This is a genomic window from Paenarthrobacter sp. PAE-2 (assembly GCF_026013155.1).
Lineage (GTDB): Bacteria > Actinomycetota > Actinomycetes > Actinomycetales > Micrococcaceae > Arthrobacter > Arthrobacter ureafaciens.
Genome location: NZ_JAPDNV010000028.1, coordinates 12,354 through 27,645, shown reverse-complemented (window position 1 = coordinate 27,645; position 15,292 = coordinate 12,354). Strand labels below are relative to the sequence as shown.

The 15,292-nt window shown below is 64.4% G+C and carries 18 protein-coding genes; 6 read left to right on the top strand and 12 right to left on the bottom strand.

Annotated elements, in window-relative coordinates; all coding sequences use genetic code 11:
- Positions 1–23: 23 nt before the first annotated feature.
- Positions 24–245 (top strand): hypothetical protein, encoded by a 222-nt coding sequence (locus OCL88_RS15610; protein WP_021471143.1) that lies wholly within the window; start codon positions 24–26, stop codon positions 243–245.
- Between the two features lie 199 nt (positions 246–444).
- Here OCL88_RS15610 and OCL88_RS15605 read toward each other — a convergent pair whose 3' ends face one another.
- The 3 genes from OCL88_RS15605 to OCL88_RS15595 form a co-directional block, all read right to left on the bottom strand.
- Positions 445–693: a hypothetical protein gene (locus tag OCL88_RS15605; protein WP_021471144.1), complete on the bottom strand. Its 249-nt coding sequence runs from the start codon at positions 691–693 to the stop codon at positions 445–447.
- A 188-nt stretch (positions 694–881) separates the two neighbouring features.
- Positions 882–2,474, bottom strand: coding sequence for a histidine ammonia-lyase (gene hutH / locus OCL88_RS15600; protein WP_264963080.1), 1,593 nt, complete (start codon positions 2,472–2,474; stop codon positions 882–884).
- 4 nt (positions 2,475–2,478) lie between these two features.
- Entirely contained in the window at positions 2,479–4,200 is a 1,722-nt protein-coding gene (locus OCL88_RS15595) for a urocanate hydratase (protein ID WP_201434102.1), read from the bottom strand.
- A 229-nt stretch (positions 4,201–4,429) separates the two neighbouring features.
- Between OCL88_RS15595 and OCL88_RS15590 the strand changes: the two genes are divergently transcribed.
- Positions 4,430–4,861, top strand: a complete 432-nt coding sequence (locus OCL88_RS15590) for an SRPBCC family protein (RefSeq protein WP_166186891.1) — start codon at positions 4,430–4,432, stop codon at positions 4,859–4,861.
- 10 nt (positions 4,862–4,871) lie between these two features.
- On the opposite strand, the gene OCL88_RS15585 is transcribed toward OCL88_RS15590, so the two are convergent.
- The gene (locus tag OCL88_RS15585) at positions 4,872–5,672 is read right to left on the bottom strand and encodes an IclR family transcriptional regulator (RefSeq protein ID WP_062094797.1); all 801 of its coding nucleotides are present in this window, start codon (positions 5,670–5,672) and stop codon (positions 4,872–4,874) included.
- 265 nt (positions 5,673–5,937) lie between these two features.
- On the opposite strand from OCL88_RS15585, the gene OCL88_RS15580 reads away from it, so the two are divergent.
- Positions 5,938–7,377: an amino acid permease gene (locus OCL88_RS15580; protein ID WP_264963079.1), complete on the top strand. Its 1,440-nt coding sequence runs from the start codon at positions 5,938–5,940 to the stop codon at positions 7,375–7,377.
- 102 nt (positions 7,378–7,479) lie between these two features.
- Here the strand turns inward: OCL88_RS15580 and OCL88_RS15575 are convergent, their stop codons facing one another.
- Positions 7,480–8,229 carry a 3-hydroxybutyrate dehydrogenase gene (locus OCL88_RS15575; protein ID WP_264963078.1) on the bottom strand — a complete coding sequence of 250 codons (750 nt, stop codon included), beginning with the start codon at positions 8,227–8,229 and terminating at the stop codon, positions 7,480–7,482.
- A gap of 4 nt (positions 8,230–8,233) precedes the next feature.
- On the bottom strand, positions 8,234–9,616 hold the full coding sequence (locus OCL88_RS15570; protein WP_264963077.1) for an MFS transporter: 1,383 nt from the start codon (positions 9,614–9,616) through the stop codon (positions 8,234–8,236).
- Positions 9,617–9,761: 145 nt separating this feature from the next.
- Here OCL88_RS15570 and OCL88_RS15565 point away from each other — a divergent pair, with 145 nt between their 5' ends.
- Positions 9,762–10,679 (top strand): LysR family transcriptional regulator, encoded by a 918-nt coding sequence (locus tag OCL88_RS15565; RefSeq protein ID WP_264963076.1) that lies wholly within the window; start codon positions 9,762–9,764, stop codon positions 10,677–10,679.
- 49 nt (positions 10,680–10,728) lie between these two features.
- Here the strand turns inward: OCL88_RS15565 and OCL88_RS15560 are convergent, their stop codons facing one another.
- Positions 10,729–11,577, bottom strand: a complete 849-nt coding sequence (locus tag OCL88_RS15560; protein WP_264963093.1) for a spermidine synthase — start codon at positions 11,575–11,577, stop codon at positions 10,729–10,731.
- A gap of 205 nt (positions 11,578–11,782) precedes the next feature.
- Here OCL88_RS15560 and OCL88_RS15555 point away from each other — a divergent pair, with 205 nt between their 5' ends.
- Positions 11,783–11,926, top strand: coding sequence for a hypothetical protein (locus OCL88_RS15555; protein ID WP_264963075.1), 144 nt, complete (start codon positions 11,783–11,785; stop codon positions 11,924–11,926).
- A gap of 34 nt (positions 11,927–11,960) precedes the next feature.
- On the opposite strand, the gene OCL88_RS15550 is transcribed toward OCL88_RS15555, so the two are convergent.
- The gene (locus tag OCL88_RS15550; RefSeq protein WP_264963074.1) at positions 11,961–12,632 is read right to left on the bottom strand and encodes an O-methyltransferase; all 672 of its coding nucleotides are present in this window, start codon (positions 12,630–12,632) and stop codon (positions 11,961–11,963) included.
- Between the two features lie 39 nt (positions 12,633–12,671).
- Positions 12,672–13,004 carry an MTH1187 family thiamine-binding protein gene (locus tag OCL88_RS15545; RefSeq protein WP_021471156.1) on the bottom strand — a complete coding sequence of 111 codons (333 nt, stop codon included), beginning with the start codon at positions 13,002–13,004 and terminating at the stop codon, positions 12,672–12,674.
- Positions 13,005–13,096: 92 nt separating this feature from the next.
- On the opposite strand from OCL88_RS15545, the gene OCL88_RS15540 reads away from it, so the two are divergent.
- Positions 13,097–13,726, top strand: a complete 630-nt coding sequence (locus OCL88_RS15540) for a TetR/AcrR family transcriptional regulator (RefSeq protein WP_021471157.1) — start codon at positions 13,097–13,099, stop codon at positions 13,724–13,726.
- Between the two features lie 57 nt (positions 13,727–13,783).
- Here OCL88_RS15540 and OCL88_RS15535 read toward each other — a convergent pair whose 3' ends face one another.
- The 3 genes from OCL88_RS15535 to OCL88_RS15525 are packed head-to-tail and all read right to left on the bottom strand — an operon-like array spanning position 13,784 to position 15,233.
- Positions 13,784–14,095 carry an AzlD domain-containing protein gene (locus OCL88_RS15535; protein ID WP_021471158.1) on the bottom strand — a complete coding sequence of 104 codons (312 nt, stop codon included), beginning with the start codon at positions 14,093–14,095 and terminating at the stop codon, positions 13,784–13,786.
- Positions 14,092–14,853 (bottom strand): AzlC family ABC transporter permease, encoded by a 762-nt coding sequence (locus tag OCL88_RS15530; RefSeq protein WP_264963073.1) that lies wholly within the window; start codon positions 14,851–14,853, stop codon positions 14,092–14,094. Before OCL88_RS15530 ends, OCL88_RS15535 begins: the two co-directional genes overlap by 4 nt.
- Positions 14,850–15,233 (bottom strand): hypothetical protein, encoded by a 384-nt coding sequence (locus OCL88_RS15525; protein WP_410868431.1) that lies wholly within the window; start codon positions 15,231–15,233, stop codon positions 14,850–14,852. Before OCL88_RS15525 ends, OCL88_RS15530 begins: the two co-directional genes overlap by 4 nt.
- Positions 15,234–15,292 lie beyond the last annotated feature (59 nt).

Genomic DNA, 15,292 nt, shown 5'->3' with positions numbered 1-15,292 from the left:
GACAAGTAAGAGGAGGCCCCCAAATGACCACTGCTACGACAGTAGAACGCGAGATTCGCCTGTCCTTTTCGAAGGCAGACGAAATCCACGACGGACTTGACCGTGCCGTGGATGCCCTCATTGAGAGCGCCGCTGCAGACGCCAACTGCGGCATCCTGGTGACCCGGCACGAGCCCGGCACCTACACCGTGGCCCTGGACGAATCCGTTCCCTTCGGTCAGACCCACGAAGTCCTCGCTGCCTGAGCCGCTCTTCAGCAGCTCGCAGCGAAACGACAACCGGGGCCTGCCCCTTCCGCACTACTACCCGCGGAAGGGACAGGCCCCGGTTTGTCGGTTAAGCGGCACCCATCCAGGTCGCATTTGTGCGCGTTTTGAGCGTTCAAAACGCGCAGTAATGCGACCTGGTTGGGTGCTTGGGTGGAGTTGGGTGCAGGAGGGTGCTTTAGGCGCGGCGGAGGATCACGCCGTCGGACTTCATGAAGAGTTCCTTGCCCTCTTCGGTGACGCCGGGTCCCGAATGCTCGAGCCACAACACGTTGCCGCTCAGGGAGACCTCTTCCACCAGACCGGCTGCGATCACGTGGGCGTACTTGATGACTTCCACCCGCTCCCCGACCTTAAGCTGCCTCCAGTCGGCAACCGTTGCCGCGTGTGCGCTTCTTCTGGAAAGTACTGCTCCCCGTGCCTTCATTGAACTTCTACCCCTTTGTGGATGTTCTCTGTTAGTTATTCACTTGACCGTCAAGCCCGGGACACCGTTGTCGCCGGACGTGACGTACACCATAAGTATTACTACATTTGCCACGCCCCGGACGCTGCGTTGCGAACAATTTCCGGGGCGTGACAAATTTGCCGCTCAAATGAGCGTTTTATTCGACGTCAGGCCAAAACCCCGACGGCGGATTCGGCGGCCGCGCGGACCGCACCGGAGCCAACCAGGCGGTCAGCCGCTTCCAGTTCGGGCGACAGGAACCGGTCCGTACCCGGCCCCTGCACCACTTCGCGAAGCACCCCGATCACGGCGGTACCCGCCGGACCCGGGGTGAGTTCGCCGTCGGAAAGCTGCGTCCGGATGTCCAGGGCGCGTGCGCTGGTGACCAGTTCGACGGCGAGCACCCGCCGGAGGTTCTCCACGGCCTTGCGCAGCTTCCGGGCCGCGTGCCAGCCCATGGAGACGTGGTCCTCCTGCATGGCGGAGCTCGGGATGGAGTCCACCGACGCCGGAACAGCGAGCCGCTTGTTGTCGGAAACAAGGCCGGCCTGCGTGTACTGGGCAATCATCAGGCCCGAATCCACGCCCGGATCCGCGGCAAGGAATGCCGGGAGGCCGTGGGAACGGGCCGGATCCAGCATGCGGTCCGTGCGTCGCTCGGCAATGGAACTGAGGTCAGCAACGGCGATGGCAAGGAAGTCCAGGACGTAGGCCACGGGCGCGCCGTGGAAGTTGCCGTTGGACGTCACGCGACCGTCGGGAAGGACCACCGGGTTGTCGATCGCTGCGGCAAGCTCACGCGAAGCCACCAAGGCGGCATGGTCCACGGTGTCGCGGACTGCGCCGGCAACCTGAGGTGCGCAACGGAGCGAGTAGGCGTCCTGGACCTTGGTGTCGTTGATCCGGTGGGAAGCCACGATCGGTGAGTTGGACAGCACCCGGAGCATGTTGTCCGCGCTGGCAGCCTGGCCCGGGTGGGGACGCAGGGCTGCGTGCAGCTCGGGCAGGAACACCTGGTCAGTGCCCAGGAGGGCCTCCACGCTGAGGGCCGCGGTGACATCGGCGGTCGCCAGGAGGACGCGGAGGTCGGCGATGGCCATGAGCAGCATTCCCAGCATGCCCTCGGTGCCGTTGACGAGGGCCAGGCCCTCCTTCTCGGCGAGCGTGACCGGCTCGATGCCGTGCTGCGCGAGCAGCTCAGCAACAGGTGCCTTGCCCTCGGCCCCGTACAGTTCGCCGTCGGGCCCTGATGCTTCACCCTCGCCCATGAGAACCAGCGCGCAGTGGGAGAGCGGTGCGAGGTCGCCGGAGCAGCCCAGCGAACCGAACTCGCGGACCACCGGCGTGATGCCTGCATTGAGGACATCCACCATGGTCTGCAGAACCACGCGACGGACGCCCGTCCGGCCGGACGCGAGGGTCTTGGCGCGGAGGAACATGATGCCGCGGACGACTTCCCTCTCCACCGCCGGTCCCATGCCGGCGGCGTGGCTGCGGATCAGCGACTTCTGCAACTGGGTGCGGAGGTCGTTGGGGATGTGGCGGTTGGCCAGCGCGCCGAAGCCCGTGGAGATGCCATAGGCGGGGACGTCACTGGTGGCCAGACCGTCGATGTGCGCACGGACCTTGGCAACCGTATCCAGGGCTTCGGGGGAAAGGATCACCCTGGCGCCGTGGCGCGCGACGGCGACGACGTCTTCCGGGGTCACGCCGCTGGAGCCAAGGGTGACGGTGAGTTGTTCGTTCGCGATAGTTGTCATGGGATTACTTACCTTCATTCATGGGGATGCGGACGCCGCGTTCCTTGGCTACCTCAATGGCGCGTTCGTAGCCTGCGTCGGCGTGGCGGATGACGCCCATGCCGGGGTCGTTGGTCAGGAGTGCGGTCAGCTTTGCTGCAGCGAGTTCGGTGCCGTCGGCCACGGAGACCTGGCCGGTGTGGATGGAGCGGCCGATTCCCACGCCGCCGCCGTGGTGGATGGATACCCAGGTGGCGCCCGAGGACGCCGCGGTGAGGGCGTTCAGGAGCGGCCAGTCGGCGATCGCGTCCGAGCCGTCCTTCATGGCCTCGGTCTCACGGTACGGAGACGCGACGGAGCCGGAGTCCAGGTGGTCGCGGCCGATCACGATCGGGGCCTTGACCTTGCCTTCGGCCACGAGCCTGTTGAAGAGCAGGCCGGCCTTATGGCGCTCGCCGTAGCCGAGCCAGCAGATGCGGGCCGGGAGGCCTTCGAACTCCACGCGCTCGGCGGCGGCGTCGATCCACTTGTGCAGGTGCTTGTTCTCGGGGAACAGTTCCTTGATGGCCTCGTCAGTGACGCGGATGTCTTCCGGGTCCCCGGAGAGCGCCACCCAGCGGAACGGGCCAAGGCCCTCGCAGAACAGCGGCCGGATGTAGGCCGGGACAAAGCCGGGGAACTCGAAGGCCCGGGTGTAGCCACCCTTGCGGGCTTCGTCGCGGATGGAGTTGCCGTAGTCGAAGACCTCGGCCCCGGCGTCCTGGAATTCCACCATCGCCTGTACGTGGCGGGCCATGGAGGCCTGGGCCTTCTTGGTGAAGCCCTCCGGGTCGGCTGCAGCCTCGGTGTGCCACTCTTCCACCGTGATGCCCTCGGGCAGGTAGGACAGCGGATCGTGGGCGGAGGTCTGGTCAGTGACGATGTCGATCGTCAGTTCGCCTGCCTTGTGGCGGCGGAGCAGTTCCGGGAACACCTCGGCGGCGTTGCCCACATATCCCACGGACCAGCCGCGGCGTTCTTCCTTGGCCTTGAGCACCTTGGCGATGGCGGTGTCCAGGTCGGTCTCCACCTCGTCGAGGTAGCGCTTGCCGGCGCGGCGGCGCAGGCGGGTCTCGTCGACATCGACGATCAGGCACGCGCCGTCGTTCAGCGTGACGGCGAGCGGTTGGGCGCCGCCCATGCCACCACAACCACCGGTCAGGGTCAGCGTCCCGGCCAGCGGACCCTCGGACTCGGCCCCCGCGGCCACGCGGCCCTCTTCAGCGAGCTTGCGTCCGACGGCGGCAAAGGTCTCGTAGGTGCCCTGCAGGATGCCCTGGGTGCCGATGTAGATCCACGAACCGGCAGTCATCTGCCCGTACATGGTCAGGCCCTCGGCTTCGAGGCGGCGGAACTCCGGCCACGTTGCCCAGTCCCCCACCAGGTTGGAGTTGGCCAGCAGCACGCGCGGCGCCCACTCGTTGGTGCGGAACACGCCCACCGGCTTTCCGGACTGGACCAGAAGGGTCTCGTCCTTCTCCATGGTTTCCAGCGTCCGGGTGATGGCGTCGAAGGCATCCCAGGAACGGACGGCCCGGCCGGTGCCGCCGTAAACCACCAGATCGTCAGGGCGCTCGGCAACCTCGGGGTCGAGGTTGTTCATCAGCATGCGCAGCGGTGCTTCGGTCTGCCAGGACTTGGCGGTGAGCTCCGTGCCGCGGGCGGCTTTGACCGGGCGGGCTCCTGTTGTGAAATCGGCGGGTGCCATGGTGGCTCCTTCTCTCGGTGGAACTTTGTGATTGAAAGATCTTCTGTATCCAGTAGAGCCCCTCCGTTCCGCTCGTGGAACGGCTTTTGGATGGGTGCTGTCCGGTATTACAGACCCAACTAGCTCGCATTAGTGGTTGTTTTGAGGGCTCAGAACAACCCCTAATGCGAGCCAGTTGGGTTGTGCGGGGGATCTCGAATTCAGGGGTGAAGAAGAGCATGCTGAAGGCATGGGAACTTACAAGGTTTCGACCTTCATCGCAGCGCCGCCGGAGCAGGTCTTTGCCACCTGGACGGATGCGGACCGCTTCAAGGAGTGGATCGGAGGGGTTACCCGCGTGACAGACCGTGTTGGTCCGGTTGATCAGCCCGGCAGCCGGTACACCGTGTGGTTCGGGCGGATGGCAAGCCCCACCGAAGTCCTTGCCGTCGAGCGCCCCAAACACCTCCGGACGCGCTTCGGAAACGCGATCCTGAAGGGTGAATCTGATGTGACATTCGTGCCTGAAGGTGCGGGCACACGGCTGAACCAGGAGTTCGTGACCCGGGGATTCATCGCGGGAATCTTTGGTCGGCTGTTTTCCCTGGGCTCGTACCGCGGGAGCTTCCGCGGCGAGCTGGAAGCGTTCCGGGAGATCGTGGAACGCGAAACACGGAGCTAGCTAGCTCAGCTCAACCGGCCGGACGGCCGTGGATGCGGACGGACAACTCGTCGGCCGCCTTACGGATGCGGGCAGCGAGTACGGGCCATTGCTCCGCCGGCACTTTGTCTTCCAGGAACGTCACGGCGACTGCCGCCGTCGGCCATCCCAAATGGTCCGTAACAGCAGCCGCGATGGACCCGAAACCCGGTGTCACTTCGCCGTTTTCGGTGGCATATCCCCGCTGCCTGACCTGGTCCAAATGCGACGACAGGGCCGAGTACTTCATGATGGGAAATTCCACTTCGTGCCGCGAAGTGAAGGCGGCAGCGTTCGGGTACAGGGCACGAACCTGCGATTTCGGCAGCGCAGCCAGGATGGCCCGCCCGCTGGCGGTGAGGTGGCTGGGCAACCGGACCCCGACGTCGGTCACCAGGCTGGGGCGGTTCTTGGCGCGTTCCTCAACGATGTACAGCACGTCGCGGCCGTGGAGGACGGCAAGGTGGGCACTCTCGCCGATGGCGTCAACAAGGGAGGCCAACATGGGTCGTCCGAGCCGGGACAAGGGCTCTTGCCGGGAGTAGGCCGAGCTGAGCTCGAAGGCGCTGATCCCCAGCCCGTAGCGCTGTTCTTCGTGGAGGTGCAGCACAAAGCCGTTGGCCTCCATGACACCCAAAAGGTGGTACACGCTGGAACGCGGCAGGCCGAGCGCGGTGGCTATGTTCGACGCCGCCATGGGTCCGCGGCGGGAAGCCAGCAGCTTGAGGATGCGCAAGGTGTTCTCTGCGGCCGGGACCTTGGATTTTCCGGTTGCCAGTGGCGTGGATGTCATGTTGCCTCATTGCTCGGGTGTTCTTGGGGGTTCCTTCAGGAGGCGAAAGTTCCTGCTTGTCCGGTATCCCGTACTTAAGGATGCTCCCCTTCCGGGCATCGTGGCCAGCATTGGGGACCGGGACGCGTCCGGGATACCAGACTATGTGCGCATTTACCCAAGTGTCTGCGATCGAAGACAGCAAACCGCCGTGAATCCGATCACAAGCGGGCCAAAAGTGATCTGCTGGATAGCGATCCCCTCCCAAAGACGAGAAGGTTTTACCATGCAACAGACCAAGCTGGCTGTGGAGACCCCTGCCCTCCAAGCTGCAGGTTCGGCACTCAGCCGTGGCCTCAACGTCCGCCATATCCGCTTCATGGCACTCGGATCAGCCATCGGCACCGGGCTCTTCTACGGTTCGGCCTCGGCCATCCAAAAAGCCGGACCCGCCGTGCTCCTCGCCTACATCATCGGCGGTGCCGCGGTGTTCATGGTGATGCGGGCCCTGGGTGAAATGGCCGTCCGGCACCCGGTCTCCGGTTCCTTCGGCCAGTACGCCAGCCGGTACCTCGGACCGTTCGCAGGCTTCGTGACGGGATGGACATACGTCTTCGAGATGGCGATAGTTGCCATTGCCGACGTCACGGCCTTCAGCATCTATATGGGCTTCTGGTTCCCGCAGGTGGATCGCTGGATCTGGATCCTGGCGATCATTCTCTTCCTCGGTGCCCTTAACCTGTTGAGCGTGAAGGTCTTCGGTGAGCTCGAGTTCTGGTTCTCGCTCATCAAGGTTGTGGCGATTATCGCCATGATCGTTGGCGGCGCAGCCATCATCGCCTTCGGCTTCCAGTCAGGGAACGACGGCGGAGGCGTGGCACCAGGGTTGGGGAACCTGGTGGAGCACGGCGGTTTGTTCCCGAACGGTTTCGAGGGCCTCCTGGCCGCGTTCGCCGTCGTGATGTTTGCCTTCGGCGGGATCGAAACGATCGGCATTACCGCGGGCGAGGCCGCCGACCCCAAGAAGGTCATCCCGAAGGCAGTGAACACCGTTCCCGTCCGCGTGCTGCTCTTCTACGTCCTCACACTCGGAGTGCTGATGAGCATCTTCCCGTGGAACGAGATCGGCAGCAGCGGCAGCCCCTTCGTCCAGATCTTCGACGGACTTGGCATTCCGGCTGCACCCCATATCCTCAACGCCGTGGTGATCACGGCAGCATTGTCCGCCATCAACAGCGACATCTTCGGCGCCGGGCGCATCCTCTTCGGCCTGGCCCAGCAGGGCCACGCACCCAAGAGCTTCGGCAAGATTTCCCGGCATGGTGTTCCCTGGATGACCGTGGTGATGATGGGTGGCATCCTGCTGGTGGGCGTCGTCCTGAACGCCATGATTCCCGAGGACGTGTTCGTGGTGATCGCTTCCATCGCCACGTTCGCCACCGTGTGGGTGTGGGTGATGATCCTGGCATCACACGTGGCCATGAAGCGTGAGATCAAGCGGAAGAGCCTGCCGGCGTCGGAATTCGGTTCCCCGTTGTGGCCGGTCGCCTCAATCCTGACCATCGCTTTCATGGCCATGGTGATCGTGATCCTGGGCGTTTTCGAAGACACGCGCGTTGCCCTCTACGTGGGCGCCACCTGGCTGGGCCTTTTGTTTGTGGCCTACAAGCTATGGGTCCGCGGTGGTGGCCTCCGCCGGGCCGAGTTGGTCGACGAGACTGTGTGATCCCATCTTCCCCGCGCCGAGGTGACAGTTAATGCCAATGTTCGCGTCGAACATTGGCATTAACTGTCACCTCGCGGGGCGTGAAGGGCGGGGGTGCGGGGATTACCTCGCTGACCAGCCGCCGTCCATGGTGTAGCTCGCGCCGGTGACCATTCCGGCGTCGTCGGAGGCCAGCCAGGCCGCCAGCGACGCCACCTCGGAAGGCTCCACCAGCCGTTTCACCGCGGACTCCGTCAGCATCACCTTGGCGAGCACCTCGGCTTCGGGGATGCCGTGGAGCCTCGCCTGGTCGGCGATCTGCCGCTCCACGAGGGGCGTCCGGACGTAGCCGGGGTTGATGCAGTTGGACGTCACCCCGCGCTCCCCGCCCTCCAGGGCAGTGACCTTGCTGAGCCCTTCGAGCCCGTGCTTGGCCGAGACGTAGGCGCTCTTGTACGCCGAGGCCCGCAGCCCGTGGACCGAGGAGATGTTGATGATCCGCCCGAAACCGTTGGCGTACATGTGCGGCAGGGCTGCGCGGATCAGCAGGAACGGCGCTTCCAGCATCAAGGCCACAATTCGCCGGAACTCTGCGGGGTCGAACTCTTCGATAGGCGCAATCTTCTGGATCCCGGCGTTGTTGACCAGGATGTCGCAGTCGATGCTGAGCGCGGCGAGCGCGCCGGTGTCGAGCAGGTCTATTTCCCACGCCGTGCCGCCCAGCTCGTCGGCGAGTTTCCCTGCTCCGGAGGCGTCGACGTCGGCCACTACTACTTTGGCCCCGCGGGCGGCGAGCGCCCGCGCACAGGCGGACCCGATTCCGCTCGCGCCTCCAGTCACCAGAGCCTTGCGGCCATTCAAGGTGTTGTCCATCAGATCAGCCCTTCGAAGTAGCGGTGGCCAGTCCGTGGCGCTCGGCGTCCGCTGCGTCCACGTCCTGAAGTGCGATGCCCTTGGTTTCCTTCAAGGACACGACGGCGACGGCGGTGATCGCGCAGGCGACCACCAGGTAGATGGCGGTGGGCAGCCAGGAGCCGGTGTCCTTGAGCCACTGGGTTGCCAGCAGCGGTGCCAGCGAGCCGGCGAAGATGGACGTCACCTGCGAGCCGAGGGAAACACCGGAGTACCGCATGCGGGTGGGGAAGAGTTCGGACATGATGGCCGGCTGCCCCGCGTACATGAAGGCGTGCAGGCACAGGCCGATTGTCACGGCGAGCACGATGATCACGGCATTCTTGGTGTCGAACATGGGGAAGGCGAAGAACGGCCATACTGCTCCGGTGACGGCACCCACGAGGTACACGGGCTTGCGTCCCCAGGAGTCCACGAGCCGCCCGACCTGCGGGATGACCAGGAAGTGGATGACGTGGGCGATCAGCAGGGCCAGCAGGAGCGATGAAGTGTCGTACTTGTGGACGCTCTTGAGGTAGACGATCGCGAAGCTCACCACGAGGTAGTACATGATGTTCTCCGCAAAACGCAGTCCCATGGCCTGCAGGATGCCCTTCGGGTACTTGCGGATGACTTCACCTACGCCGTAGCTGATGGCCTTGGATTCCTCCACCTGCGCCTTGGCTTCGAGGAAGATGGGTGCCTCGCTGACGTGGGTGCGGATGTAGTAGCCAACGAACACGATCACGGCGGAGAGCCAGAACGCTACGCGCCAACCCCAGCCCAGGAACGCCTCGCTGCTAAGGGTGGTGGACATGATGAAGAGGACCAGCGTTGCCAGGAGGTTCCCCACGGGGACTGCGGCTTGGGGCCATGAGGACCAGAAGGCGCGTGACTTGTTGGGGCTGTGTTCGGCGACCAGCAGCACGGCGCCACCCCATTCGCCGCCGAGCGCGAAGCCCTGGATGAAGCGCAGCGCCACCAGCATGGCGGGGGCCCAGTAGCCGATGTCCATGAAACCGGGGAGGCAGCCCATGAGGAACGTGGAGACGCCGACGATCACGATTGTCAGCTGCAGCGTGGGCTTGCGGCCGAGTTTGTCGCCGATCTGCCCAAAGATAATCCCGCCCAGGGGCCGGGCCACGAAGCCCACGGCGTAGGTGATGAAGGCCTGGATGATGCCGTCAAGCTCGTTGCCGGTGCTGGGAAAGAAGTACTTGCCGAAAACCAGGGTGGCCGCTGTGGCGTACAGGAAGAACTCGTACCATTCCACCACCGTGCCCACCATGGACGCGGCCACGATCTTCTTCAGCCCGGATCCTTTGCCGTTGTTCCCGGCCGTTGATGTGGAGCGTTGCTCTACGCTCATATCCATCTCCTCAGTGTCCTCTTTGACAGTGCCCTATCTTGGTTCGCGCTGTGATCCACAACACGAAATGCTCCACTGAGTATTGCTGCACATTCGGCGCGCCTCAATGACCAAAGAGGCACTTGCTATGTGCAAAATTGCAGATATGAATCCAAACCCGGACGATCTGCTCATCCTCCTGGCCGTCTCGCGTTCGGGAAAGTTCACGACGGCGGCCCAGGCCTTGGGACTGAACCACACCACGGTCTCGCGCAGGATAGCGGCGCTGGAAAAGGCGCTCGGCGGCCGTGTCCTTGCACGGGCCGCCGGCGGTTGGGAGGTCACGGAACTCGGAGCCGAGGCCGTCCAGGTGGCCGAGCGGATCGAATCCGCCGTCAGTGCGCTGGGACCCGACGACCGCGCACCCGACCCCATTGCCGGCGTCGTACGCATGACCGCAACCGACGGCTTCAGCGCCTACATCGCGGCACCTGCGGTGGCGCGTCTGCGCGAGGAGCACCCCGGGCTGAGCGTGGAGATCGTTACCGTGACCCGGCGGGCACTGCAGCAGCGATCCGGCCTGGACATCGAAGTGGTGGTGGGAACGCCGCAGGTGCACCGGGCTGAAGCGACCAGGCTTGGCGATTACCGCTTGGGGATGTACGCGTCGCGGGCGTACCTGGCCAGCCATGGAACACCCGCCAGCGTCGAAGAGCTGACCCAGCACCAGCTGGTGTACTTCGTGGATTCAATGCTGCAAGTGGATGACCTCGACGCTCCCCGCAGGCTGGTCCCGGCGATGCGTGACGGCCTGAGTTCCACCAACGTGTTCGTCCATGTGGAAGCCACACGCGCCGGGGCGGGGGTCGGATTCCTGCCGTGCTTCATGGCCGATCGCCATGCCGACCTGGTCCGGCTGCTGCCCGAAGACTTTGCCGAGCTGCTCCCCTACTGGATGGTCCTGCGGCCGGACTCCATGCGCCGCCCCGCGGTGGCCGCCGTCGTGCGTGCCCTCAAGGCCGAGACAGCAAACCGGCGCGAAGAACTGCTCGGCCGTTCTACCGGCCGCCGAGATGACAGTTAATGGCAATAATTCGAGGAAACATTGCCATTAACTGCCATCTCGCGGGGAGTCAGGGGGTGGGCTCGGGTTCGGGGGTGGGGTCGTGCCGGACGGGGGTCCCGGCCGCGAAGGCGCGGACTTGGGCGTCGTTCCAAATGTGCGCGGGGACTGCACCGCCCAAGAGCTTGCGGGCCAGTGTGGGATCGTCGCCGAAAGGGACGTGGCTGCCTGCCATGATCATGTTGCCGTAGCGCCGGCCCTTGAGCATGGGCGGGTCGGCGATGATCAGCGTGTGCTCGAAGATATCCGCAATCGTGGCTGCGTCGGCCCGGGCGTTCTTGAGGTCGGGCGCATCTCCCGAATTCACCACATACAGGCCGTCAGGGGCCAGCACCGCGTCAGCGTGGGCGTTGAATTCCCGCGTGGTGAGGGCCCGGGGCGTGAAGGCCCCGGCGAACACATCGCGGATGATCAGGTCCCGCGTGTCAGGGGTGAGCGACTCAGTCACCTGCCGGGCTTCGCCCACGCGGATCCGCAGGAGCGGCGCCTTGGGCAGATCGAACCAGCCCCGCACATACTCAGCCAGTTTTCCGTCGAGCTCCACCACCACTTGCCGGGCTTCAGGGTAGGCCGCGTTGAAGTAGCGCGCCATGGAGCACGCTCCGCCGCCCAGGTGCAGGGCACGCAACTTGGGCCTGGATTCACGGGGCCAGCGGGACTCCACCAGCGCCGCAATCCAGCGCATGTACTCAAAGTCCAGGAACAAGGGATCAGCGAGGTCTATGTGCGAACTCAGCACCCCGTTGATCTTCAGGAGCCAGCCGTTTGAATTGTCAGGATCCGGCAGCAGTTCACAGTCCCCGGTATCGATGTAATAGACGCCGGCAACCGGACCGTCAGGCCGGGTGCCCTCAGGCACTTCGATGACTGCCGCCGTCGAACGCCCGAAGCGGGCCGACTTCGGCTCCTTTCCGGATTTGCCGGATTTATTTCCCCTGGCCACTAGTTCCGCACCGCCTCAGTCATGCTTCAAGACTAGTAGCTGACATCACCCGACAGCTGAACGCTGCATCGATTGCTAAGGCTGCTTACCATTTAGGCGGGATCGGCCATAAGATCACTTCATGGAAGTGGAAGCGACGATGTGGGCAGAAGTGTTCTCCGTGGTCGTCGCGTGGTTGACGGTAGTGGGCTTGCTGATAGCCCGAGTGCCCAAACCGCCAAGCCTCCTGGAGGACGCGCCGGTCGACTTCGAACCGGGCGAATAGTCCGCGCCATTCAGCGTCCGGGCCGTGAAAACCCTCAAAGGATCCCTGCGATGGCAAAGCCGTCCCAGCCCTTGGTACCCACCGTTTGGATAGCGGTAGCGTCAATCCGGGGATCCTGACCGAGCTTCTCCAGTACCGCCACAATCCCCGGAGCGTTCACCACGTCGCGCTGGGGATCAAGGATGGCGCCGTCCCAGATGACGTTGTCGATCACAATTACTGTGCCCGGGTGGCCCAGGCGGATGGCCCAATCGAGGTAGTTGGAATCGTTCTCCTTGTCCGCATCAATGAACACGAAGTCGAACGATTCCTCCGACACGAGCGTCGGAAGCGTATCCAGGGCCGGCCCCACCCGGATATCCACCTTGTGGCCCAGTCCCGCGGCGTCGAGGTTGGCCCGCGCAACATCGGCATGCTTCTGAAGGTATTCGCACGTCACCAACCGCCCGTCGTCGGGAAGTCCCTGCGCCATCCACATGCTGCTGAAGCCGGCCAGCGTACCGATCTCCAGAACCCGCCGCGCACCGGAAAGCTGCACCAGCATCTTGAGCAGCTTCCCGGCATTCGGTGCCACCTCGATGGCCGGCATGCCGGCTTCGGTTGCCGACTTCAGGGCGCGCTGATGAGCCGGGCCGGGATGCACGACGACGTCGGTCAGGTACCGCTCCACGTCTTCCCATCCGGGCTCGGTTACGTGTTCAATCATTGCCCCAGTCTGGCACCCGGCGCACAGGGACGGAAGGTGCTACTCCGCGTTGGAAATGGCCTGTTCCAAGCGCTCCACCTTGCCGGTCAGTTCGCCCTCGTAGCCGGGGCGGATGTCCGCCTTGATGACCAGGGAGACCCGGCTGCCGAAGCGGCCCACTGCCTCCGTGGCGCGTTTGACCACGTCGAAGACCTCGTCCCACTCACCCTCGATGGTGGTGAACATGGAATCGGTCTGGTTGGGCAATCCGGATTCACGGACGATCTTGACGGCGGCCGCGACGGCGTCGTGGACCGATGCGTCTGCCGAGGGCTCACCGGCGGGGGCGGATGCGGGCTGGCCCGAAGGGGCGACTGAGAATGCAAGCAACATAAAACCAGTGTTTCATGTGCCGGTTTGTCATATTGACGGCCTACTCCCGCGTAACCACTGGGGATCAGTGCCGCGTTGCTAGTCTGGGCAGCATGGAACAGCCCTCAGAACGCAAGCCCCTCAGGGCTGACGCGGCACGCAATGTGGACAAGATCATCACTGCGGCGCGTCAATGTTTCCGCGAACAAGGTCCCGACGTTCCCCTGCAGACCATTGCCGCCACCGCGGGGGTTGGTCCGGCCACGCTGTTCCGCAATTTCTCCGACAAGGAACAACTGGTGTTGTCCGCCCTTTCCAGGGAGCTGCGCCAGCACGTCGACCCCGTAGCCCAAGCCGGCTTGGACGGCATGGACGCCGCCGAAGGCCTTTTCAACCTGATTGATGCGCTGATGCGGGTTGCCAGCGACGAAGCGAACCTGCTCAGCGCCGTCGCCGGCCGCCGCGGGCTCCTGCTCGGCATTACGCAGGGGCTCATCGAAGCCATGGCCACCTTGCTGGAGCGCGGCCAGGGCCAGGGCTCCCTTCGCCGGGACATCACTATTGAGGACATGGTCCGGCTGGTGGCGATGCTCATCGGCGCCGTGGACACCATGGAACCCGGCTCCGAAGCATGGAAGCGCCCCGTGGCCTTGGCGGAAGACGCCATCCGGACCGAACGCCTGCCGAGGCCGCTTCCGGAGCAATCGGACATTCCGGGCTTCTCGTTCAGCGGGCGGGGCTAACCGCACGATTCCGGCCCGGCCATCATCAATCCGGCCCGGCCATCATCCCGCCCCCGGTCAACCCCAGCCGAGAAGCCGCAGCAGGGCGGCAGCCCCCGCACCGGAAATCACCACCACCAGGAACGGCGCGCGGAGCCAGAGGGCGACGGCGGCAGCCACCAGAGCGCCGATGCGGGCATCGAGCACCAGGCCTTGCCCGGAAGCCACCGCATTGACCACGGTGAGGGATGCCAGCAGGCCAATGGTCATAGTGCCGGCGATGTGCATGATTCGCGGGCTTTGCAGCAGCTTGGCGGGAACGAAGTAGCCCACCAGCTTGGTCAGGTACGCCAGTCCGCAAGCGATGAGTATCCACACCCAGAGGTTCATTTTGTACCTCCTTCATGGTGGGCGCCATGCTCACCAACGCGGTGTCCGTGCTCCGCGGCGTACGGATCGATGTCCGGCTCCAACCCTTCATCGATCCGGGCATGGCTGAACCAGCCGATAACGCCCGCCACCACCGCTGCTACGAGGATGGGCACACCCGAAGGAACGAAGGGAACGGCCAGGACGGTAGCCAAGGCGCAGGCGGCGGCGATGGCCCACGGCTCCCGGCCTTTCAGCCGCGGCCACAGCAGGGCAAGGAAAGCAGCCACCGCGGCACCATCAAGGCCCCACTGCTTGGGGTCCCCCATGGCGTCACCGGCCAAGGCTCCTATGGCCGTGAAGATATTCCAAAGAATGAATATTCCGATTCCGGCAGTCCAGAACCCGCGGCGTTGTTCATCTGCATCCGACTGTCCCGACGCCGTCGCGGTCGATTCATCAATGGTGAGATGGGCCGCGGCGTAACGTTTCCACCCGCCCGGGCGCAGCATCGCATTCATTTGCATGCCATAGATTCCGTTTCGCAGGCCGAGCAGCGCACTCGCTGTCATCGCTGCGACTCCTGAGCCGCCGCCGGCCACCACGCCAATGAAGGCAAACTGCGAACCGCCACTGAACAGCAACAGGCTCAGTGCCATGGTTTGCCAGAAATCAAACCCCGAAGCCACGGACAAAGCCCCGAAGGATATGCCGTACAGCCCCGTGGCAAAACTGAGCGAGACCGCGATCTTGAAGGCGGGCGAGTCCCTCAGCCTCATTTCCGCAGGCTCCAGGACCACACGATGAGCGGCACCTGCAGTGGCAGGCGCAGAGTATGCACCCGTCGCTGCTTCTGCGTTCCGCGCGGACCGTAGGCCCTGCGCAGCGCGTCAATATGCCCGGCAAGGAATGCGACCAACATGGCTGTGGTGGCGTCGGCGGCCACTTTGCGGGTGGCAGGGATCAGGAGTCCGACGGCGGCTGCTGCTTCGAGCAGGCCGGAGGAAGCGATCCATTCCTCGCGGGACATAACAGCTAAGGGCCCACGTGGTCCGGCTGCAGGCTCATCCTCGCGGCAAAGGTAGTCGGGAACCACGGGAGCATAGAAGGCAGGGTCCCGGAAGTGCTTCACGGCACTGGCCAGCAGGAGACCGCTCATACCCATGGCCGAGAGCGTATGTATTGCCTTGGGTATCCTTCGATGCGACATGAGACCAC

What these genes read in the sequence shown, in the direction of transcription:
- OCL88_RS15590 (WP_166186891.1), top strand. Translation starts at nt 4,430, where the DNA reads ATGGGAACTTACAAGGTTTCGACCTTCATCGCAGCGCCGCCGGAGCAG.
- OCL88_RS15585 (WP_062094797.1), bottom strand. Translation starts at nt 5,672, where the DNA reads ATGACATCCACGCCACTGGCAACCGGAAAATCCAAGGTCCCGGCCGCA.
- OCL88_RS15605 (WP_021471144.1), bottom strand. Translation starts at nt 693, where the DNA reads ATGAAGGCACGGGGAGCAGTACTTTCCAGAAGAAGCGCACACGCGGCA.
- OCL88_RS15570 (WP_264963077.1), bottom strand. Translation starts at nt 9,616, where the DNA reads ATGAGCGTAGAGCAACGCTCCACATCAACGGCCGGGAACAACGGCAAA.
- OCL88_RS15580 (WP_264963079.1), top strand. Translation starts at nt 5,938, where the DNA reads ATGCAACAGACCAAGCTGGCTGTGGAGACCCCTGCCCTCCAAGCTGCA.
- OCL88_RS15610 (WP_021471143.1), top strand. Translation starts at nt 24, where the DNA reads ATGACCACTGCTACGACAGTAGAACGCGAGATTCGCCTGTCCTTTTCG.
- OCL88_RS15565 (WP_264963076.1), top strand. Translation starts at nt 9,762, where the DNA reads ATGAATCCAAACCCGGACGATCTGCTCATCCTCCTGGCCGTCTCGCGT.
- OCL88_RS15595 (WP_201434102.1), bottom strand. Translation starts at nt 4,200, where the DNA reads ATGGCACCCGCCGATTTCACAACAGGAGCCCGCCCGGTCAAAGCCGCC.
- OCL88_RS15545 (WP_021471156.1), bottom strand. Translation starts at nt 13,004, where the DNA reads ATGTTGCTTGCATTCTCAGTCGCCCCTTCGGGCCAGCCCGCATCCGCC.
- OCL88_RS15575 (WP_264963078.1), bottom strand. Translation starts at nt 8,229, where the DNA reads ATGGACAACACCTTGAATGGCCGCAAGGCTCTGGTGACTGGAGGCGCG.
- OCL88_RS15555 (WP_264963075.1), top strand. Translation starts at nt 11,783, where the DNA reads ATGGAAGTGGAAGCGACGATGTGGGCAGAAGTGTTCTCCGTGGTCGTC.
- OCL88_RS15535 (WP_021471158.1), bottom strand. Translation starts at nt 14,095, where the DNA reads ATGAACCTCTGGGTGTGGATACTCATCGCTTGCGGACTGGCGTACCTG.
- OCL88_RS15525 (WP_410868431.1), bottom strand. Translation starts at nt 15,233, where the DNA reads ATGAGCGGTCTCCTGCTGGCCAGTGCCGTGAAGCACTTCCGGGACCCT.
- OCL88_RS15540 (WP_021471157.1), top strand. Translation starts at nt 13,097, where the DNA reads ATGGAACAGCCCTCAGAACGCAAGCCCCTCAGGGCTGACGCGGCACGC.
- OCL88_RS15530 (WP_264963073.1), bottom strand. Translation starts at nt 14,853, where the DNA reads ATGAGGCTGAGGGACTCGCCCGCCTTCAAGATCGCGGTCTCGCTCAGT.
- OCL88_RS15550 (WP_264963074.1), bottom strand. Translation starts at nt 12,632, where the DNA reads ATGATTGAACACGTAACCGAGCCCGGATGGGAAGACGTGGAGCGGTAC.
- hutH (WP_264963080.1), bottom strand. Translation starts at nt 2,474, where the DNA reads ATGACAACTATCGCGAACGAACAACTCACCGTCACCCTTGGCTCCAGC.